This is a genomic window from Spartinivicinus ruber (genome assembly GCF_011009015.1).
Classification (GTDB): Bacteria; Pseudomonadota; Gammaproteobacteria; order Pseudomonadales; family Zooshikellaceae; genus Spartinivicinus; species Spartinivicinus ruber.
This window is the reverse complement of record NZ_CP048878.1, coordinates 1180401-1201655: the sequence shown is the minus strand read 5'-3', so window position 1 is coordinate 1201655 and position 21255 is coordinate 1180401. Positions and strand designations below refer to the sequence as shown.

Below are 21255 nucleotides of genomic sequence, written 5' to 3'. Positions count from 1 at the left end.
ATTTTGCTTATCTTTTTGAAAAAAAGACTTTATCTGCCATAATTTGCCATAATTCACCATCAGATTACCTGATTTAGTCTCTGGGCTGGCCGAGTTACTTGATTTAATTATTTCAAAAAAGAGCGGCTCAAAAAGTACACTTTCTGTGTATTTGTGCCTATTAAGATCAACCAGCCCTTAACGTCATTTGTGGAGCAAATGCATAGTATATACAAACCAGGGAGTCAAAAGGGGCAACAGTAGATGAATATTAATAAGATGAAACCAAGTAAAGGTGAAACCTATATCAGCTATAAACTGCGTTATATAGTTTATAGCTGCCTAGTCTTGGCAATAACAATGACCCTGTTTGCCAGCCTGCGAGCAGGTGTAGCTCATACTGACTCATCATTACATCCCTTTGCCCTCAGTCGAAACGGACAAACAATTAGAGCTAGTAATCGATCAATAACCAACCAGAAAAACACCACACCAATAGCAAACTCCCTCGCAACCAGAGAGCAATTATTTATTATCGATAACTCGCAATTCATGTCTAAACCTGATTTAGCTGTGGCTAAACAGCTATTAGTTAAAGTCCTACTACAACTTACACCTGCTGACCGCTTCAATATTTTTACAGTCAACAGCGACGCCTCCCCATTATTTGCCAACTCACAACGAGCAAACATGCTGAGCATCGCTGATGCTATCGCTTTTGTAGATGAACTAGTCATTAATGGTAAAGGCAACCTACTATCAGCACTGCAATTTACCATGTCATCGTCTAAGCCAAAGGATATCAAGAGCAGCCAAATCATCTTACTTTCCAATGGTCAACTTGGTTATCAACAACTGCAGGAATTTGCTCAAAAGCACATTGGTAATAAACAACTATTTTCATTGGCTATTGGTAACCAATCTCATGTTGCTTTCATGAGTAATGTTGCTCTAGCTGGAAATAGTGCCACACATATTATTCCACGAGATAGAGGTTTAACTAAAAGCATTAATGAAGCCTTACTTGTCACAAAATCAAGCAATCCGCCAAGAGCCCAAATTAATGTGACAAAAGAGATTAATGTAATCACTTCCAAACCAGCCTATTAACTAACGTTAACAAAGACAGAAAATAGTGATCTATCACTCAAACTAGAAAAATGACAATTTACTATCGTGAAGCTAGCGCAAAAAAATCACTCATGAGGAGTAGAAGTCCCTAAAAAGCACTAAACTAATACTTATCGCTACATTCCAACAAATGTTAGCAGCTCAATAGCATATGCCTGCTTAGTTGAGTCAAGTAACAGTGAGAATTAGCAACAAGTTTAAACATGATTTCACTATGGCAATAAAAAAATATTAACAGCCGCACAGCACTTTAATTCGTATTCCCTATACTACTTACTACAAGCTAATGGAAGAGAACCTTGTTCCAGACAGGCACAAAATGAAAACAACAGCGCTTTTTCGGCCGATTGGGCCTGAGCAATTTGAAGCATTAAAGAACCTTGGTTTTAGCCAGATACCATCACATGTTTTTGGCCAAAAGTTTTTTTATCCACTATTACATGAGTCTTTTGCGAAACAAATAGCTCAAGAATGGTACCTGCCCAAGCATGGGCAAGCCTATGTGATTCGCCTTGAAATTGCTTCCAGCTACCTGGAACAGTTTGAAGTTAAACGGATTGGCGGGCCTGAACACACTGAATACCGTATTCCCATTGAAGAGCAAACTAACTTTAGTAGGGAGCTGGTAGGCAATATAGAAATAGTTGCAGAGTATCAGCAAGATACCATCAAACAACCCTTTCTGTTTTGCCGAATAGGAGAAACCACTGAAGCTATACTAAATCCTACAGTTGGGTTTCAGCCTCCTTTCCAGTGTCTAGCATAACAGTTTTACTTAAGCTCTTTGCATTACAACACTATGTCAGCAAGGATGCTGCTTATGACTAAATGTCAAATTGCTTGCTAAAGGAATTGCTTACATACTTGAAAAGCAATATTCTAGCAAACTAACTTCTGTTTTTGCTTGCCTCCTTTAACAGCACTGCTGTTACCCTTTCATGCCTATTGCCCCCCATCTCAGTTCACATTCTCTTCTGCTAACCTTCATTTAATGAAGATAAATTACAGTCAGTGTTAAAAAGTTGGCGAACTTATATAAAAGACGTATTATTTTCCAGCAGTTAGTGGTGCATCCTATCAACAAGGTTGCCTTGCAGCTAAGTGACTTAAGCATGTAGGTGAATTTTGATCAGACTATTTAATAAGATATTCAAACCCAAACATCATACAGCAGTAGCCCCCCCTCCCCCGCAAGAAAGTCAGGAGTCAGCAAAGAAGCCCGCCGAAGCCGCCCGTAAGAAAAAAACTATTTCGGCTAAAGCGAAGAAGAAGTCTAGCTGGGATATTAGCCAGTTTAGTGTGCCAGAGGTGGAAGAAAAGGCCCGCTTTCATGACTTTGAGCTACCAAACGCTCTAATGCAAGCAATTCATAACCTAGGCTTCAGTTATTGCACACCAATCCAAGCAGAAGTATTGGCCGCTACTCTAGCCGGACGTGATGCAATTGGCCGTGCTCAAACAGGTACGGGAAAAACTGCTGCATTTCTCATCAGCACCATCAAGCAACTACTCGAAACCCCCAGTCCATCCCCCCGTTACGCGGGAGAACCACGCGCATTGATATTGGCTCCAACTCGTGAGCTGGCGATTCAAATAGCCAATGATGCTAAAGAGCTATGTAAGTTTTGCCCAGTTAATATCACTACAGTTATGGGAGGGATGGAATACGACAAACAGCGCCGCCACTTACATAATGAGTTTTTAGATATTGTGGTTGCTACACCTGGCCGATTAATCGATTACTATGAAAAACAAGATATTCACCTGGACTTGGTGGAAATACTGGTTATCGACGAAGCTGACCGCATGTTAGACATGGGCTTTATCCCCCAAGTCAGACGCATTGTCAGAGCTACCCCCAAGCAGGGAGACAGGCAAACCCTATTATTTAGCGCCACTTTTAATGATGATGTCTCACGCTTAATCGACCAGTGGACCTATCAACCTGTCAAAGTAGAAATTGAACCAGAGCAGGTAACGACCGACACTGTTACTCAACGTTTCTATATGGTTGAAGAAAACAGTAAAGCAAAACTGCTGGTTAATCTGATCTTACAAGAAGACCTCCACCGCATTATTGTCTTTGCAAACCGGCGCGACCAAACCCGCAAGTTACAGGAGCTACTTCACCAAGCTGGTATTAGTTGTGACTTGTTATCCGGTGAAGTAGCTCAAAAAAAGCGCCTGCGTACTCTAGAAGATTTTAGAGAAGGTCGAATCCGTGTTTTAGTAGCCACCGATGTAGCAGGACGCGGCATTCATATTGATGGCATTAGCCATGTAATCAATTACAACCTACCTGAAGACCTAGAAGACTATGTACACCGCATTGGTCGTACGGGGCGCGCTGGGGCAACTGGCGTAGCCATTAGCTTAACAGGCGAATCCGATGCCTTTTTACTTCCTGAGCTAGAGCAGCTACTTGGCATATCATTAAAAATTGAGCAGCCTCCAGAAGACTACCTAAATAAAAGCTTGCCCATTAAAGGGAAGCCATCCCCAATAAAGAAACACCATCGCAAACCACATAAGCAGTATAAAAAAACTGGGCACCATAAGAAGCACTATCCTCCAAAGAAAAGGTAGCAGTTGCTGCCTTTTTAATTCAAATTCAAATTTTATCACTGGTAGTGCTTCACTATCTACACATAATACTGTATATTCATACAGTTAGTTTTGCTTAGTGGTGTTTATCTGCATTTCATCTGTGTAAGCCTAGCTCAATCTGTATCAGCCCAATAGTGTTGGTGCTAATAGTATTAGTGCCTTAAAGAGTCTCACTGGTACAAATTGAAATGGCTAGTCAGTTAACATCAGCTCTCAAGCATTGACTATCTACTCTCGCTATTAGCTATTTAAGAGTACGCCGTCATGATCTCCTGTGATCTAGATGTCTTAAATAGCTGTACTACTATTGCCGGCTACAAGCCGGCTTTTTTCTATACCCTTTTAGAGTCTATTCCTACTGTTTTTTTACACCTAAAAATAAGTCATGGGTGGTATTCACTGTCTAACTATCAACAGTTACAAAAATTTAACGTCCAGCCTAAATCAGCATAATATAAATGTTTACACATCTTTTGATTGCTTTTTAAACAACACTTCAACTTGAGGGTTAGCTGTTTTGAGTTAATATCAAAACAAGGAGGTTAATTTTAGTCACGCTACTGCCATTTAGTTGTAGTTACATAAGAAACAGGAACAAGTTTCTTTAGGAGCAAGTGTTCCTTAGTTAGCGGTCTTTTGCACTTAAAGGTACCCACCTATGGTAGATGCAATCCAGCTTGAGCTAATAAAGAGCCAGAAGCGCACCTTCGTCCTTGATACCAACGTTCTCATCCACGACCCAAATGCGGTAATGAATTTCGATGAACATAAAGTCATTATCCCCATTACAGTTTTAGAGGAGCTTGATAAGTTAAAAACAGGCAAACACACCATCGCAGCAGACTGTCGTCAAGCAATAAGGGTTATTGATCAAATTCTTGGTTGTGCACCTCCCGCGGAAGTAGAGCAAGGCGTGCCCATTCGCCGCTACGATGAGTCCCCTCCTTTGGGCACCCTGGCAATTATGATGCCTCCTAATGATCCAGCCGTCTCTTTCCTTTCACCTGCAAACGACAATATCATCATTAATCATATCTGCTCGCTACAACATACTAGCCAAGATGAAAAAGTTATCCTGGTGAGTAAAGACATCAATATGCGTCTAAAAGCCAGAGGTTGCGGCATAGAGTCACAGGACTATCATAATGACCAGTTGATCACAGATGTTGAATTTCTCAGCAAAGGCTACCAGGAAGTAACTGGGTCATTTTGGGAGCAAATACAGCAGGTGTCGACTATTCAAGAGCAAGGCAGAACACTACACGTTATCCCAAAAGATAACCTGACAATTGAGGTATACCCCAATAAATTTATTTTGGATGAGCAAGGCTTTATCGGGCAAATCAAGTCCATAACCAGCACAGAAGTGACTATTCTGGATCTTTCCCATGATTTCTTGATGCAACAAGAGGCCTGGGGGTTACAGCCTAGAGACATATATCAAGCAATGGCACTACAATTATTACTAGATCCCGATATTCACTTGGTTAATCTCACTGGTGCTGCCGGCTCAGGAAAAACGATTTTAGCACTGGCCGCCGCGATAGAAATGACTGTTGCCAGCAAGCGTTACCGTCGCATTATTGCTACTCGTAGCGTGCAAGGATTAGATGAGGATATTGGCTTTTTGCCTGGCACTGAAGAAGAAAAAATGGAGCCCTGGCTTGGTGCTATCACCGACAACCTGGAAGCACTCCACTGCGATGATGAGTGTACCCACAGCAGTATTGATTACATTCTAAAAAAAGTGCCACTGCATTTTAAGTCACTCAACTACATCCGTGGTAGAAGCTTCCAGCACAGTTTAATTATTATCGATGAGTGTCAAAACCTGACTCCTCACCAAATGAAAACGATCATCACTCGGGCGGGCAATGGTAGTAAAGTGATTTGCCTGGGCAACCTGGCACAAATTGATACTCCTTATCTTAGCGCAACAAGCTCAGGACTAACCTATTTAACAGAACGCTTTAAAAACTTTGCCTATGGAGGAAATATTCAACTACGAGGGGTTCCCAGGTCATTATTGGCCGAATTTGCTGAGCAAAATCTGTAATTTTAATACTTCTTGAGTGCACTTGTGCACTCAAGGCAGTACTGTATTACCATACACCATATAAGAAGTATCCATCATAAGAATTATATACCTTCCCTATCACCTCTATAAGTATACATCTTTTGTATAGCTCGCTAGACTAGATTATCTGTTAGACTAACCCATCGAGCCATATATGTTAGCTGTTATATCACCAGCCAAAACCTTAGACTTTGAAACCCCACCCACCGCCTCAGAGTACACCCAGCCTGAGTTGCTAAAACAGTCTGAAACGTTAGTTAAAATCCTTCGTCAATATACCCCTGATCAACTAGCTAAATTAATGAAACTAAGTGATAAGCTTGCAGGGTTAAATGTGGCTCGCTTTAAAGAGTGGAGCCAGCCATTTAAGCCCACTAATGCTAAACAAGCCGTATTAGCCTTTAAAGGGGATGTATACACTGGCTTAGAAGCAGAAAGTTTGACTGACAAACAACTGGAATTTGCTCAGCGACATTTACGAATATTATCAGGACTTTATGGTGTATTAAGACCATTGGACCTAATCCAACCTTATAGACTGGAAATGGGTACTAAACTAGAAAATCCCAATGGAAAAGATTTATACCAGTTTTGGGGAGAACAAATTACCCAACAGTTGAATCAACAATTGACCGACGCTAAAGGCCCTCTAATTAATTTAGCCTCTAATGAATACTTTAAAGCAGTCAAACCCCAGCTACTTGATGCAAATATTATTACCCCCGTGTTCAAAGACTGGAAAAATGGTCAATATAAAGTTATTAGCTTCTTAGCCAAAAAAGCCCGTGGCATGATGGTTAATTATTTAGTAAAAAAGAAAATCAAACATCCTGAAAAATTAAAGCAATTTGATATGGCAGGCTATCAATACCAACCAGAGCTATCATCAGAGAAAGAGTGGGTTTTCACCCGAAAAGCATAACAATTAACTTTTACGTAACTCACACAGGCCTTATACTGTTAAAAATTGTGTGAGTTACCTACATAAAACTCATCAACTATATTATCCAATAACTGCTATGCTACTCACATCCTGGTACTAATAACATTTTTTAACTCATCTTCAAATTTTTTAGCGGGTAAATTATAATCTAGAACTCGCTGTAAGGCCTCATACACCACTAGCCAAGACCATAAACTATATTCTACCTTCTTCTCAGGTAACTTGGAAAAGCTTTCATCCAACAATTTGGCATATTGCTGTTTAATTAAAATAATCTGGTCCGGCAAACTTTGATTATCGGATGCCTGATTGGCTAACTTATTATCTCTTGTCAGGTACATTGGCTCACCTCAAACTATCAAAGCAAATTGAATCACTAAGAGTAAATAGTGGTAGATAAAAATAAATGCACACTAGCCAAAGCAAATTATTTGCCAGACAGTTGAAGGCTTTTAAATATCAGATAATTAGAAAAAAAACAGGCAGGATTAAAATCAATTACTCTCATAGCTGTTTAATACATCGACAGCATCCCCTTTATTAATAGAATATAATGGAAATATAAAGTTAAAGTGACTTAGACTTTAGGTAGACAAGAGGAAAATCGACAGTTAGATTTTTACCCGCTACTGTCAAGTTAAAGTATCGATGTAAGGTATTACTGTTTGCGTAAGACCAGACATAAGCGCTTTCATTAAGCATTGAATTTCCTGGCAAAATTTTAACAAAACCACAATCAGCGGCTATTCCTTGCTTATTCTTTACTTTTTTACTTAGCAACTTACCTTTTTCTAATTCATACACAATACTTTCAAAATGGATAGACTCTTGAAATAAATTAGTAAACTTAACCTGATAAAAGTCCGTATCTTGTTGCTGCCAGTTGTGTTTGACCTTGACATTAGCCGATGGCTTTTTACCAATGTAACTCACATCTACTTCTAAAATTGGTTGACTGCCATTATATAGCGTTAAAGTGTATTCACGGGCATTATACCAAGTGACATCAGTATTATTTTGCTGACAGCCATACTGTAATATTACCGCCAACAAAATAGTAACAAACTTTAGTGGAGACATATATTTAGTCACTAATTACCGCCACCTCCGCAGCCACCTCCTCCACAACTACTCCCTCCACTACTACAGCTACTGCTACAACTGCCACCCCCTCCTGATGAACAATTACTTTTTCCCTTTTTTTTACCTCTTTTACCTTTAGAAGAAGAGCTAAAAATACCACTCAGAAATCCCCAAACTGTAAAAATAACAACTACCAAAAGAATAAACATTGATATTTTCGACTCAGTTGAGTCTGCATAAACATAACTAGAACCAAATAACAAGCTAGAAAGAAACAAAAGTTTAGCCAAGTATTTTTTTTGGGGTCTTTCTGAGCACTTTAACCAAACATCTGCCGGCGCTTCAGAACCAAACTCATCAGCATATTGTTGCAAAGTATATTGATACTGATCCTGCATTAATGCTTCATTACTTTCCTCACTGGGATCATGGTGAATCGGCCGCTGTAGAATATCGTCACATAAATCATTCCAATAAGAACGACTAAAAGTCAGGTGTAAATGCCAAACATTATCAATGACTTTAGAAGGGGTAACCGGGGTTTTACTGACACAAGCTAAATATAAGAATTTTTTATATTCTTCAACAGCTTTTAAACAGAAGCCTTTATCCCAGCCTGTTTCCATTTGCAGCTTTTTGATAAATAACTGCTGCTGTGGAGCGGCTACCTGATAATTACTTAACTTTTCCCACAATTCAATATTGGTAGTAATGTACGTTTGCAATGCTAGTACTCCTTATATACTTCAGGGTTCCTCTACAGCTGTAGAAGGCTTTTGAGGCTAACTACTCACGTTGATTGCTTAGCTCATTCACCTCTAGTTTCAACAAACGTGATTGTCTATATAGGTATCGTACCATATCATACTCAAAAGGAGAGTCCAGAGAGCCATAGCGAAATGGTATTTGATGGCGACGATCTACAGCATTTAGCGCAAAAACAGCGGGATGACTAATAGTGGTACGAGGGATGGTGAGCCAATTGACCTCATTGAGTAAAAAGCTATCTACTATAAGCCCTGTCATATCTCTGAGATTGGTTGGCCCTACAAAGGGTAGTACAATATAAGCACCGTCATTCACTCCATAAAAGGCCAAAGTGTGACCAAAATCAGCCGTTTGCTTTTTAATTCCAATATAACTGGCTACATCAAATACTCCCAATATTCCTGCCGTAGTGTTTATCAATAAACGTCCGGTGCTATACAGCGTCCCTTTCAGATTAAATTGCAAACCATTATTAACAATGTTCGATACCTCAGAAACATTATCAAGAACCTTACTCACTCTATCTTGAATAAATATTGGCACAAGGTATTCATAAGCAGAAACAGCTGGCAAATAGATTTTCTCATCAAACCGCCGGTTAAACTTATACAACAGTCGGTTAGTTGACTCTAGCGGATCATATGTATCTATAAACGCAACATCCTCCAAATCAGCTATTACTGTTTTTTCTTCGTGAAAATCCAAAGTCTTGAGTGGATGCTCTCTCTCACTTGCCAGGCAAAGTGTACTGACAAATAACCAAATAAAAATTAATATCCATTTTTTTACTTTACACATACTAAATATACTTTTATGAAATCAGCTGCCACGCTGTTATTTTGATTTCAATAGCTTGAGCAAATCATCAACATTTTTTTGATAATTAAGATTACCACAGTGCCCACCGTAAGGGTATAAGGTTAATCGTTCACCAAAGATTTTAATTAAAAACTCAATGTCCTGATTGGAAAGGATAAAATCATCTTTATTAGTCATCACATAGATATGACTCGACTGAGCCAAGTAGTTTTGGAGAGCCTCCAGGCTATTTTCCTTAATCACTTCAGCTAAAGACTTATCTACATAGGGCATCACAAACTTATTTAAATAGCAGGCAAAATTACATAATAGAGCTTGCTTAAAGTAATCTGTCAATGATGCGCTAATGTCTAGCTCAATATTCTCAGCTACATAAACACCATGTTTATTTAGCTGATCAACCATAAAGCTCATTTCAGCCACACTAAAGCGAAAACTCGCGGCTATAAGTAGTGCCATTTCCTCTCTGGTTAACGCTTGTCCAGAGCCTTGAATATCGAAAAACAAGCCCTCTTCAATTTTAATATAACCTTGGCTACCAAAAAAGCTTGCTAGTTTATCAAAAATTAAATTAAAGAAGTCTTCTGCATTATTAACCTTATATGCCTTTGCCAATGTTAGTTTGTCCAGCGTTTGCAATGATGTATACAAATTTACAGGTGGATTTATTAAAATCACCTTCTCAAATTCAAAGTGTTTTTCTGTTATATCTAAATGACTCACAAATGCTGCTTGTAACGCTCCCAGACTGTAACCTACTAATAAATAATCCGTTATTTTTACTTTGTTTTTATTCTTAAGTTGCCTCACCACTTGTTTCATTACCTTGTATAAATCATTTGCATCAACTTTGCTTAATCCAGGCCTTGCTTGTGGTGCTGCTACAATAAAATCATAGTTGGTGGGAGAGGATAATAAGGCGACATGGAAACCTGCTTGATAAAATATCTTCTTCAAAAACTGCATTTTCTGGCTTTTATAACTTGATCCTGTGCCTGCAATAACAAAGATTAATGGGGCTTCTACCTGTTGATAAGCGACAGGAACAATTAAACTTTCAACATCCCATAAATTACCAGGCAGCTTCTTTCTCGGCCCTTTAATCGTTACTAACAGCTGTTGGATGTCACTGTCATTCATTAGCTTAGGCTGATATTCTGGAGGTGAGGATGCAATAGTCGCAAAAAAAGGATTCTTTATAGGGAAACCATACTCAGAGGCTAATGAGACATTATAAAGAGGTAGCATTAACAACCAAAACAGTATAAATAGTAATCTTCGCTTTGAAATCATTGTAATGACAATCCATTGTCATCCCTAAAAACACTACACCTTGTCTACAGAGGGCAGCTCTACAGGTCAGGCTCTAACTAACAACATATCAGCGTGTATTTTTAGGCGTGTCCTTGTTTGATTACGGCTTATTTGTGTTTATTACTATCAGTGTTAGCTTGATTGAACTGTGCTAACTGTTCCGGTGTAGCTTCTTTCTGAAATTGCTGCTTCCATTCACTATACGGCATACCATATACCATCTCTCTGGCATGCTCATACTCAACTTCTATGCCTTGCTCTTTTGCTTCTTGAACATACCACTTGCTAAGACAGTTACGGCAAAAACCAGCTAAATTCATTAGGTCGATATTTTGTACATCTTTACGGCTATCTAAATGCGCGACTAGTCGTCTGAATACCGCTGCTTCAATTTCAGTCTGTTTATTTGTATGTTCCATGCTCATTCACTAATCTTGTTAAGTTTTAAGTAGCTATAATAACGTCTGGATAAGCCTTAACAAATCCTCTTTTATAAGTCGCTCATTTTCCCATAAGATAAAATGCCCCTCTTCAGCAACAGCATTCAAGCTAACTGCTTTTCCCGGTAATTGCTGTATTGCATATTCAGCATTACCAAAATAGGCTAACATGTCTTCTTTTCCATGAATAATATGTACCTTAGCCCTTAGGTTTGACCAATCGTTCGCCATTTTTTCCAGTTCTTTCGCTAACCCAAATATTTCTTGATTAGCCTTTAGTAGCTTGTCTGGCACAAACCAACGGATTACTGGCCATTCAATTACCCAGTTATACCAGCGAGGAGATTCCAAGCTTGGGTCCAAAGAGGCTGCAATCAACAGAATATTGTTTACTTGATCAGGATAGTCAATTGCCATTTTGACCGCTAAGGACCCTCCTAGTGAATGTCCAACCAACAGCACTTGCTTATTAGTCTCTAGTAGCGGCTGTATCAACTTTGCGTGGTCAGCTAATGAGGTATTAACGGTGGAAGATGAAAGGCCAAAGCCAATACGGTCCACAGCAACGAGCTCCGCTTGATTCATTAGCTGTTTATCAGCTAAATAATGAGAATAGTTTTGCCATTTTCCTGGTGTTCCATGGATAAATATCACACGCACAGCCGCATCTGGATTGCCCGTTTTAACATAGTGCAACCGCTGTGGCTCTGAACCTAGAAAATAAGAGTTAGTATTCACGCTCGCTGATGCTTGGACCAATTGAACCCATTGATAACCAGATACAACCAATACAACTAGTAATGAAGCAATCGTTATACTCAGCTGCCACCAAGACTTAAACATACTATAGCCCCCCTACTAAACAGCAGCGTCACGAAAAGGTGATTCCAGTAAGTAACTAAGACCCACGCTAACAAGCAATTGTTTCAACAGCGCACACAAGGAAAATTTTTCGTATTCCCCCTACACTTATAAACTTATGGGTAACTTGGCTTCTAATCAGTAGTATATGGCTAGTTTTTTCAAATTTTTTTATAAGTCATTTAGCTTGTTGTTACTCAATGGAATAAGTCATGCAACAGACGTTAACCACTTAATTATTGGTGTCGAAAAGCTTAGCTACCTCCCCCATTATAGTTTTGAAGAAGGCGATCTCATAGGCTATACCCGCGAAGTATTAGATGCTTTTGCTAAAACCAATAATTACACAGTGGAATATCGCCTATTATCTGTCAGCCAACTGTATGCAGCGCTTTTAAAAAACCAGTCAATCGACTTTAAATACCCCGACAACCCACAATGGAATACCGCAGGAAAAAAGGATACAAAAATATACTACAGTGATTCGGTAAGCTCATATATCGATGGCATTATCGTCATGCCTGCTGCAAAATCAAAAGAACTAAGCTTTTTAAAAAACTTAGGTACTATAAAAAACTTTACTCCATGGGGATATCACGACTTAATTAAATCAGGAAAAGTACACTTACATGAGAGTGAAAGCATTATTGAACTATTATCACAAGTAATGTTTGGTGAATTAGATGGTGCTTATGTGAATATTGCAGTTGCTAAATATCACTTAAACTATACTATCCATTCACCTAAAGCATTGGTATTTAATAACAAATTACCTTATATCAAAAGTGCTTACTGTCTATCCACCATTAAACATCCTAAAATAATTGAAACATTTAATCAGTTTTTAGCGTCTGAAACCAGACTAATAGAAACTCTACGAAATAAGTACAATATGAACATTGAGTTTTCTCCATAAAGCAGTTAATTAACTTTGATAACAATTACATAACAAGCTGTTTGACAACCCATTGCCATCACCACGTTAAAAACTATGTTCTCACCGTTATATCTTGTATAGAATATTAAAAGACATTCATTACAGGTATTTGATACGCCATGGACTGCATCGAAAATTTTGGCCCCGTTACCGCATTACACATGGGAAAACCCATGTTCAAAATAGCTCCACCTGTAATGACGGTCAGATGTTATGCTATTGACGGCGTTATGATAGATACAGGGATTTATAGCAAGCATCGTCGGGTTTTAAAGTTTGCTAATGAACAAGCCATTCGCCAAACCATTATTACCCATCACCACGAAGACCATACAGGCAGCGCCAGCGCTTTAGTAGATGCGGGCTTTTCAGTACTTGCTTCACCTGCCAGTGCAGCCAAAATGGCCAGCGGTTTTAAATACAAACTCTATCATCAAATGGTATGGGGAAAAGCACCTACTGTACTAGTTGACTGTCTGGACGATGTCATCGAAACAGATCATTACCAGTTCAAAGTGATTCCTGCACCAGGCCATTGTGATGACCAAGTAGTTTTTTTTGAAGCAAACGAGGGTTGGTTATTTTCAAAGGTGATGCTTTTTTAGCCGACAAAATAAAGCTTTTTAGAGGTGATGAGGACTTTGCTAAAACCATTGAAAGCTTAAAGCGGCTGGTGACTTTAGAATTTGCAGATTTATTTTGCGCTCATCGCCCTATCATGAACCAAGGCAAACAAGCACTGCAACAGAAACTGGCCTACTTATTGGAGCTAGAAGACCAAGCTCGTTACTTACACCGCAAAGGACACTCAATAAAAGCGATTACTCAGCAGCTACTGGGTAATGAAAGTCGTTTACGTACGCTACTTACCCGGGGGGATATGTCAAAGCAAAATATCATCCGTTCTATTTTATTTGGCCCTACCCCCAGAGATGAGAAGCCTTCCCCTTATATATCCAAAGCAAATGGCTTGTAGAGACAACAGCAAACCCAAAAAATTAATTTAAGAAGGATATAATGAACTTTAAAGAGGCTTAATCCTATTTGATATAATAAAGCTTACGCTCTTTACTAGACGACCGGTCTAATTGGATGTAATATAAATACATGATACAAAGTGAACATCAAGAGACTCAAGAGATTATCCTGAATGCTGGTGAACAGTTAATTCTCAGCAAAGGCTTTTCTGCAGTAGGGTTAGCGCAAATTTTAGCGCAAGCAAAAGTGCCAAAAGGCTCGTTTTATCATTACTTTCGTTCCAAAGAACAATTTGGCGTAGAACTACTTAAACGCTATTTTGACAATTATAACAAGCTGCTAATGGAGCTATTTAATCAGCCAGAAAAAACTGGTAAGCAAATGTTAATGGAATATTGGCAACGTTGGTTTGATAATCAAGCGACTATTTGTTGTGATAAACAGTGTATGGCTGTCAAGCTTGCAGCTGAAGTATCCGATTTATCCGACGATATGCGCTTAATCTTAAAAACAGGCATTGACTCTGTTATTAAAAAAATTGCTTCTTGTATTCAGCATGGCGTTGATGATGGCTCTCTACCTGAACAATTAGACCCACAAGATGCAGCACTTGCCTTATACCAGCAGTGGATTGGTGCTAGCTTAATCACTAAAGTGCGACATGATGAATCTGCCATTACCAATGCAATGGCCTTAACTAAAGGTATTTTAACCAAATAAACTTCTTAAGTTGATGAGGCTTGAAATAATTAATATCCAGCCTCATTTTTTTCAACCCAGCACTAGACGACTGGTCTACTAAGGAATAACAAATGTCAAACAGCAAGCTACTTTCTTCATTTCAGTTAAGCGACTTAAAATTACCAAACCGTGTCATCATGGCCCCCCTTACCCGATCCAGAGCTAGTACTGGTGATGTGCCCAACCAGTTGATGGCGCAATATTATGCCCAACGAGCTTCAGCAGGGTTAATTATCTCTGAAGCTAGCCAAATTTCGCCACAGGGCCAGGGTTACGCTTGTACACCCGGCATTTACAGCCAAGCACAAATCACTGGATGGCAACAAGTTACCCAAGCTGTACACCAGAAAGGAGGGCGGATAGCTATCCAGCTATGGCACGTAGGGCGTATTTCCAATCGAATTTTCCAACCAGATAGCCAGCCACCCGTTGCTCCTTCTGCCATCAAAGCTGAAAGCGGCAGAAGCTATAACTTACAGCAGGGTCAATTAACTCGTATCAGCACCGATACACCTAGAGCATTATCCATTGAAGAAATTCAAGCAATTATCGCCAACTACCGACAAGCTGCAATTAATGCTATGGAAGCTGGTTTTGATTTAGTTGAGCTGCATGCAGCCAATGGCTATTTACCTGACCAGTTTTTGGCCACTAACACTAACCAACGTTCTGACGAATATGGTGGCTCTATTACTAACCGAGCACGCTTTACTTTAGAAATCATTGACACACTCATCGATGCGATAGGCGCTCAAAAAGTAGGGATTAGGTTATCACCAAAAGGCGAATTTAATGATATTGTTGATACTGAAGCTGAAGCAATGGCTATTTATTTAGCCGAACAACTTAATAAACGACAAATAGCCTATATTCACATTAATGAACCCACCTGGAATAATGGAGTGCCTTATAGTGATAAGTTTAGGCAGCAGTTACGCCAAACGTTTAATGGCCCTATTATTGTTTGTGGCGCTTATACTCAAACTAAAGCAGAACAAATAATTCAACAAGGCTTGGCCGACTTAGTGGCTTTTGGCCGACCCTATATAGCTAATGGGGATTTAGTAGAACGATTCCAGCGGCAGGCGGAACTTAATACTCCAGAGCCAGAGACTTTCTATGGAGGAGATGAAAAAGGCTATACTGATTATCCATTATTAGAGCCTGTAACAGAGCTAGCTTAAAGGTACTTTTATAAATACGACAAATAAAGGGCTTCCCACTTTCCCTTTAGAGGGTGTCGCAAAACTACTGCGCTCCTGACCTTTTGCGACCCCCTCTTTGCTTGTCGTTTTATTAATTGTTATTCGCAAATTATTTCGGTGGTGCTTTTTCAATACACTCAATATATCTTTTGTAAAGCATCACTTCTTCTGTTTGAATTCGGTGCCCCAAAACGCCAATAATATTACCTAAGGCTTTGGCAAATTCCATAATTTGATTTTCGTATTCACCATTTTCAAATTTTTCAAAAAAATTCAACACATCTTTGGAAATACTTAACATATCCTGAGCGTAGTTTTCTGCTAGCTCGCTGAAGTGATGCTCCATTAAAACAGGATATAATAGATCATCTTCTTTTTGTAAATGAGATAAAATTAACTGTTTAGCTTTATATAACTTTGCTTTACACTGTGCTGAACCAACCCCTTCATACATAGCTTCATCCAACAAACGCTGAATAGCCCTGTGCTCGACAACAAAGCTATCAATAAGCGACTGACCTTGCATTTCCATAATCAATGTAAGCCTTTATTTTATAAACTGTATAGTCAAGTATATACTCTCTCCTGTAAACCACTAACAGCTAGTAGCTACCAAGTAGATAGTTTTGCCTTCCCGTACTAAAACTGTAAGTTAACTTTCGTTCTATTGTTGATTTCAGTTAAAATGCTCTCAATCAATACACACCTATGGATGACAACTGTTGTGGATGACAAGACGCTCCAATCGTTAATTGATGCTTTAGTTGTATCACCCGATAACTTACCCCTCAGATTAACGGTTTTCCGCGAAAGCAAACAACTACATGGTATTGATCAGGCAATCCATCACCTTAGCCACCTCACGCCAGAGGTAGTTACTAATGTTGAGGACCAATTGACTATTGCCAAAGCCTACCTAGAAGCTGGGCTGCCAGAAAAAACTAAACAGTTTTGCATCAGTGATACCCCATCAACCCAGCTTTTACTCTGTAAAACTGAGCTTGCCTGTGGTAATCCAGAGCGGGCTAAAATCCACTATCAACAGGCCATTGAAGCCAGTTCTGCTTTACAGGATAAAACATTAGAAACCAGACTGGGTATGAATGACGATGAACACCAAGAAGGCCGCCCTAAGCTCAAAGTCATTGCTAATGACGATACCAATGTGACAGAGCTAAAGCGAATTCTGGCCCCTGCTGAAAAACCAGTGACTTTTGCTGATGTTGGTGGTTTGGCCGAGGTTAAAAAACAAATTAATAAAAAAATCATACTCCCCTATCAAAAGCCCTCACTCTTTCAGCGTTTTCGCAAGCGCGTGGGTGGAGGGATTTTGCTATATGGCCCACCAGGATGTGGTAAAACCCTGTTAGCTCGCGCAACTGCTGGTGAGTGCCACGCTAACTTTTTTAATGTTGAACTTGCCGACATTCTTGATATGTATATTGGTGAGTCAGAAAAAAGGTTGCACTCTATTTTTGAACAGGCTCGTAATCAGTCACCTGCCGTAGTTTTTTTTGATGAAGTAGAAGCCATTGGTGGTAAACGTCAATATTCAAGGGAAAGCACTTCGTCCAAATTAGTTAGCCAATTTTTATCCGAGCTAGATGGATTTGCCCAAAATAATCATGGGGTTTTGGTGCTAGCCTCAACCAATGTGCCTTGGGCAATTGACTCTGCTTTTTTAAGGCCTGGTCGCTTTGATCGGTTGATTTTTATTCCACCTCCCGATCAAACAGCCCGGGAAAATATTCTTAATATTTTACTCAAAGATCGCCCAACAGAAAGCAATCTAAATTTATCCTCTTTGGCAAAATCTACCAGCGGCTTTTCTGGTGCCGACCTACAAAACCTAGTGGAAACAGCAATCGACGATGCAATTGAAGACTCAATTACCAGCCAAGAGGATGTTCTCCTAAACCAACAACATCTACAACAGGCAATGGGTGAAGTGAAAGCCACTACCATTGACTGGCTCACTTCAGCTCGCAACTATGCAAAATATGCCAACGAATCGGGCCTATATAACGATGTACTGAGTTTTATGAAAAAACACGGCAAATATTAAATGTCTAGCCTGAATATTAATCGACAATTAAACTACCTATGACTTATACAATACCTGACGAGCCTACCCCTACAGCCCAGGCCAAACTTGCTGTAAGGCCAATGTGGCCATTATTTACTTTAATGTTTGTCAATACTGGCATTTCCTGGTTGTGGTTTATTGCCAATGGTTTCTTTCAAGGCAGCCCTTACTTAAAAAAAGAAATCGGCTGGATTATAGTAGGCTTATTAGGCTCCACCTTTGGTGTATTTGCCATTATTGCCGCGCTTAGCCAAGGCCTTATTGATAAGCCCACTATTCCTTACTTGCTTATTGTGCTGACAATTTGGAAACTTGCCATTTCCTATAAAGTATTTGTATTACAAAACCGCAGTTTCGAGCTGTTTGAGTATTATCAAGAAACCATCAGTAATGGTGCCATTCCATTTATCGCCATGGTTATTGTATTTCAACAGATCTCTCTTCATCAGCTATTACCCAGTTTTATTTTTTTGGTGTTAAGGTAAGTATGAACGACAATCGATTTGAACGGCTGCTTACACTCGCCGACCAACAACTTCATCATGGTGACACCCATGGCGCCATTGATAGTCTGAAACAGCTCCTGTCTTATGAGCCAGATATCGCTGAAGCCCATGCGCTACTGGCCATTTGTTTATTTGATAACAAGCGTCTGGAAGCAGCAAAACATGAGGCGGCTATTGCCTTACGACTAGCCCCAGACTTAGGGTTTTGCCATTATGCCCAAGGGGTTATCTTAACTGCTGCGCGCCAGTTTGTTACGGCTGAAGATAATTTAAATCAGGCCACACAACTAGAGCCTACCAATGCTACTTATTTATTGGCAAAAGCAAACCTGCTGGAGCTAACCGGGAAAACCAAACAGGTGTTACCTATATTAGAGCAAGCTATTGCCATCCAACCCGAATTGGTCGGCTGTCATGTAGCCCTTGGTGAATATCATCTGGAAAAAGGTGACTATCAACAGGCACAAGCTTATGCCACAGATGCCATGCATTTAGACCCTGATGATCAGGATGCCATTACCCTAATGGGGTCTATTCATTTACATCTAGGGAATATGCAAGAAGCAAAAGACCACGCATTATGGGCACTAAGCCATAATGCAATGGCAGTAAAACCATTATTTTTAATGAGCGCCATTAAAGCCAAGCAAAGTCCCTGGCTGGGACTATGGTGGCGTTTCAATAGTTTTATGGCCAAAATTGGTGAAGCAAAGCAAATTCTGATTCTGATCAGCTTATATTTTCTCTATCGGTTAGGCAATCAGTTATTTAGCGATTTAGAAATGGGCAATGCAGCAATTATTAGCACTTTCGTCTGGCTGGCCTTCTGCATTTATAGTTGGGTTGGTCCTGTTATTTTTCAACGCTCACTTGCTAAGGAATTGCAGTCATTTTCCTTTAATAAAGAGTTTTAAATGCACTTCTAAATGTGAATTTTCAAAGAGTCTTCAAGTTATTTATCTCAAGCCTGTCAACCCTTGACAGGCTCTGGTTCCGCTTGGCTTTCAAACTCAAACCATCTTTTCAGAAACAAGGCTCGCTGCTTAATAAATGGAGTCATTACAGCATCCAGATCACCAGCTTGCATCAACCGAAACATAGTGCCTTGTCTTGGGTATCTGTTTACTAAAAACTCAGTCACAAACTCAATGGTATCATCTCGGTTTTTTAGCCAGGTTAATTGGGATTTTTTGAGCAATGTTTTTTCTTGTTGACTAAGTTTTGAATTGAGTTTCTGGTAATAAATATTAAGTTCCCTATCCCATACATTAGAACCAATATAACAACGTAACCCACCAGTACCACCACCAGTATTAGCTAAGCAGTCCTCAACATACTTTGCTAATTCACTTTCAAATTTTTCAACAGAGCTAAAATCACTGAGTTTTTTAAAATCACTAACCTTTTTATAATCAAAATCAATTGAATAGGCCTGCGTGCAAATAAAAAATAAAAGAAAAATACCAGAGCACAATACTTTCAGCATTTTATACTTTTCCTGATGTCAGTTACTATTAGACTGCTCATGCAATCAAGTATATACCCATCACATTGGGTATTATCACTTAATGCCACTTCGTTACAAGACCATCTTACTGTATTTTACAGAAGTAGGCTATTTTGCCTAAACATAGCGCCAGAACACTTATTTTTCAGGTATAAACCAATTGGAAAATATTTTTTAACACTAGATACAATATTTGGATTAGAGGAAATAAAGAATCAAAAGTTGAATGTTAGCTTCTGATTATCACTAATCATTTCAACCACCGACTCTTTCTTGTTTGCTGCCAGGGAATAAAATGCATTCTGCCCTGCATTCACTTTGGTCAATACTCGCTTGCCTTTACCAACGTAATCACCATTAACAAAATGCTCAGCATCATCACGATTGCTTAATATCACTACCTCAAATGCATTAATACCTAATGCTCGATTAATCTGCTCATTAATATCATTACTAAACGTGCCAGTGAAACGCACATTTACAGCAAACTTAGCATTTCCACTCAAATCCAATGAAAAACTTGAAAAACTATGCTCTAGTATATCGACTTTAGCGACAGGTAAGCTCTGCTGTGCTTTAGCCAAAATCAGTTTTTTAAGTGGCACCAATCCCATACAATCATGGATACTGACCCGAGTACCACAGCTAAAAGTCCCCTTATAGTCCAAGGTTTTAGCTGTTGACACTTCTTTCGTATATCGATCCAGAATCACTTCACGTAAGGCCAATAATTGGATATCTTTTTGATTACGAGTACGTTTAAAGTTACGCTTTAAAGCATCCAACTTGGTTGTAAACTGGGTTAGTTGCTGATTTGTTGAGGCCTCACTGATCTCAAACCGGCTAATATTTGTAGCCAAATCTTCAAGGTCTTGAAACAACACTTTAGGCGTACTTTCAACCGATGAAAGTAGCTCATTGGTAATTTCAGCTCGCTTACTCTTCAACAGAGTTGTTTCAAGCTCCTGAATTTTTTGTTTATATCGTTCCTTATACTCAACCAGTCGCTTGGCTTTCTCTCTCCTCTCCAGCTCCAGATTACGACGCCTGTTTTGCACCTCATTGATTTCTATCAAAATGGATTCAGTGTCGTACTTTTCATAGATAGTGGTTTTGCTCTTTTCCTCTTCGGCAGTCAGCAACGCACCATGGGTGTGGAATGTCACCAACAACACTAACACTCCTAGCCATCTTTTCATTCTCTGCCCCGTCAAATACTCTGCACCTATTTATATAGAAAAAGACTAGCTTCAGGCCTAAGATCGGTCAATAA

23 protein-coding genes are annotated in these 21255 nt (G+C 39.4%); 13 read left to right on the top strand and 10 right to left on the bottom strand.

Annotated elements, in window-relative coordinates; all coding sequences use genetic code 11:
- Nucleotides 1–243: 243 nt before the first annotated feature.
- From G4Y78_RS05535 to yaaA, 5 genes are all read left to right on the top strand, one after another.
- A complete protein-coding gene (locus G4Y78_RS05535; RefSeq protein ID WP_163832085.1) occupies nucleotides 244–1089 on the top strand; it encodes a VWA domain-containing protein in 846 nt (281 codons plus the stop codon).
- Between the two features lie 340 nt (nucleotides 1090–1429).
- Nucleotides 1430–1876 carry a hypothetical protein gene (locus tag G4Y78_RS05530; protein WP_163832084.1) on the top strand — a complete coding sequence of 149 codons (447 nt, stop codon included), beginning with the start codon at nucleotides 1430–1432 and terminating at the stop codon, nucleotides 1874–1876.
- A 482-nt stretch (nucleotides 1877–2358) separates the two neighbouring features.
- The gene (rhlB, locus tag G4Y78_RS05525; protein WP_268935090.1) at nucleotides 2359–3696 is read left to right on the top strand and encodes an ATP-dependent RNA helicase RhlB; all 1338 of its coding nucleotides are present in this window, start codon (nucleotides 2359–2361) and stop codon (nucleotides 3694–3696) included.
- A gap of 679 nt (nucleotides 3697–4375) precedes the next feature.
- Nucleotides 4376–5773, top strand: coding sequence for a PhoH family protein (locus G4Y78_RS05520; protein WP_163832083.1), 1398 nt, complete (start codon nucleotides 4376–4378; stop codon nucleotides 5771–5773).
- A 175-nt stretch (nucleotides 5774–5948) separates the two neighbouring features.
- Nucleotides 5949–6716 (top strand): peroxide stress protein YaaA, encoded by a 768-nt coding sequence (gene yaaA / locus G4Y78_RS05515; RefSeq protein ID WP_163832082.1) that lies wholly within the window; start codon nucleotides 5949–5951, stop codon nucleotides 6714–6716.
- Nucleotides 6717–6820: 104 nt separating this feature from the next.
- On the opposite strand, the gene G4Y78_RS05510 is transcribed toward yaaA, so the two are convergent.
- From G4Y78_RS05510 to G4Y78_RS05480, 7 genes are all read right to left on the bottom strand, one after another.
- Nucleotides 6821–7078, bottom strand: coding sequence for a hypothetical protein (locus tag G4Y78_RS05510; RefSeq protein WP_163832081.1), 258 nt, complete (start codon nucleotides 7076–7078; stop codon nucleotides 6821–6823).
- Between the two features lie 226 nt (nucleotides 7079–7304).
- A complete protein-coding gene (locus G4Y78_RS05505; RefSeq protein ID WP_163832080.1) occupies nucleotides 7305–7829 on the bottom strand; it encodes a hypothetical protein in 525 nt (174 codons plus the stop codon).
- Nucleotides 7829–8545, bottom strand: a complete 717-nt coding sequence (locus G4Y78_RS05500) for a glycine-rich domain-containing protein (protein ID WP_163832079.1) — start codon at nucleotides 8543–8545, stop codon at nucleotides 7829–7831. The genes G4Y78_RS05505 and G4Y78_RS05500 overlap by 1 nt, the downstream gene beginning before the upstream one ends.
- Nucleotides 8546–8606: 61 nt before the next feature.
- Complete coding sequence (locus G4Y78_RS05495; protein WP_163832078.1) at nucleotides 8607–9386, bottom strand: MlaA family lipoprotein; 780 nt, start codon at nucleotides 9384–9386, stop codon at nucleotides 8607–8609.
- Nucleotides 9387–9422: 36 nt separating this feature from the next.
- Nucleotides 9423–10700: a serine/threonine protein kinase gene (locus tag G4Y78_RS05490; protein WP_163832077.1), complete on the bottom strand. Its 1278-nt coding sequence runs from the start codon at nucleotides 10698–10700 to the stop codon at nucleotides 9423–9425.
- A 128-nt stretch (nucleotides 10701–10828) separates the two neighbouring features.
- Complete coding sequence (locus tag G4Y78_RS05485) at nucleotides 10829–11140, bottom strand: DUF1244 domain-containing protein (protein WP_163832076.1); 312 nt, start codon at nucleotides 11138–11140, stop codon at nucleotides 10829–10831.
- A gap of 33 nt (nucleotides 11141–11173) precedes the next feature.
- A complete protein-coding gene (locus tag G4Y78_RS05480; protein ID WP_163832075.1) occupies nucleotides 11174–12004 on the bottom strand; it encodes an alpha/beta fold hydrolase in 831 nt (276 codons plus the stop codon).
- Between the two features lie 166 nt (nucleotides 12005–12170).
- Between G4Y78_RS05480 and G4Y78_RS05475 the strand changes: the two genes are divergently transcribed.
- The 5 genes from G4Y78_RS05475 (at nucleotide 12171) to G4Y78_RS05455 (ending at nucleotide 15862) form a co-directional block, all read left to right on the top strand.
- Nucleotides 12171–12938 carry a type 2 periplasmic-binding domain-containing protein gene (locus G4Y78_RS05475; RefSeq protein WP_163832074.1) on the top strand — a complete coding sequence of 256 codons (768 nt, stop codon included), beginning with the start codon at nucleotides 12171–12173 and terminating at the stop codon, nucleotides 12936–12938.
- A gap of 140 nt (nucleotides 12939–13078) precedes the next feature.
- Nucleotides 13079–13564 carry an MBL fold metallo-hydrolase gene (locus G4Y78_RS05470; protein WP_163832073.1) on the top strand — a complete coding sequence of 162 codons (486 nt, stop codon included), beginning with the start codon at nucleotides 13079–13081 and terminating at the stop codon, nucleotides 13562–13564.
- Nucleotides 13534–13935, top strand: coding sequence for an MBL fold metallo-hydrolase (locus tag G4Y78_RS05465; protein WP_163832072.1), 402 nt, complete (start codon nucleotides 13534–13536; stop codon nucleotides 13933–13935). Before G4Y78_RS05470 ends, G4Y78_RS05465 begins: the two co-directional genes overlap by 31 nt.
- A gap of 131 nt (nucleotides 13936–14066) precedes the next feature.
- Nucleotides 14067–14657: a TetR/AcrR family transcriptional regulator gene (locus G4Y78_RS05460; protein WP_163832071.1), complete on the top strand. Its 591-nt coding sequence runs from the start codon at nucleotides 14067–14069 to the stop codon at nucleotides 14655–14657.
- Between the two features lie 92 nt (nucleotides 14658–14749).
- Entirely contained in the window at nucleotides 14750–15862 is a 1113-nt protein-coding gene (locus tag G4Y78_RS05455) for an alkene reductase (protein ID WP_163832070.1), read from the top strand.
- A 130-nt stretch (nucleotides 15863–15992) separates the two neighbouring features.
- Here the strand turns inward: G4Y78_RS05455 and G4Y78_RS05450 are convergent, their stop codons facing one another.
- The gene (locus tag G4Y78_RS05450; protein ID WP_163832069.1) at nucleotides 15993–16415 is read right to left on the bottom strand and encodes a hemerythrin domain-containing protein; all 423 of its coding nucleotides are present in this window, start codon (nucleotides 16413–16415) and stop codon (nucleotides 15993–15995) included.
- A 192-nt stretch (nucleotides 16416–16607) separates the two neighbouring features.
- Here G4Y78_RS05450 and G4Y78_RS05445 point away from each other — a divergent pair, with 192 nt between their 5' ends.
- Genes G4Y78_RS05445 through G4Y78_RS05435 form a run of 3 tightly spaced genes read left to right on the top strand, consistent with a single transcriptional unit; the run spans nucleotide 16608 to nucleotide 19389 of the window.
- Nucleotides 16608–17948: an ATP-binding protein gene (locus tag G4Y78_RS05445; protein ID WP_222937644.1), complete on the top strand. Its 1341-nt coding sequence runs from the start codon at nucleotides 16608–16610 to the stop codon at nucleotides 17946–17948.
- A 38-nt stretch (nucleotides 17949–17986) separates the two neighbouring features.
- Nucleotides 17987–18454: a hypothetical protein gene (locus tag G4Y78_RS05440; protein WP_163832067.1), complete on the top strand. Its 468-nt coding sequence runs from the start codon at nucleotides 17987–17989 to the stop codon at nucleotides 18452–18454.
- 2 nt (nucleotides 18455–18456) lie between these two features.
- Nucleotides 18457–19389 (top strand): tetratricopeptide repeat protein, encoded by a 933-nt coding sequence (locus G4Y78_RS05435; RefSeq protein ID WP_163832066.1) that lies wholly within the window; start codon nucleotides 18457–18459, stop codon nucleotides 19387–19389.
- Nucleotides 19390–19445: 56 nt separating this feature from the next.
- Here G4Y78_RS05435 and G4Y78_RS05430 read toward each other — a convergent pair whose 3' ends face one another.
- Entirely contained in the window at nucleotides 19446–19961 is a 516-nt protein-coding gene (locus tag G4Y78_RS05430) for a lysozyme inhibitor LprI family protein (RefSeq protein ID WP_163832065.1), read from the bottom strand.
- 236 nt (nucleotides 19962–20197) lie between these two features.
- Complete coding sequence (locus tag G4Y78_RS05425) at nucleotides 20198–21181, bottom strand: hypothetical protein (RefSeq protein WP_163832064.1); 984 nt, start codon at nucleotides 21179–21181, stop codon at nucleotides 20198–20200.
- Nucleotides 21182–21255 lie beyond the last annotated feature (74 nt).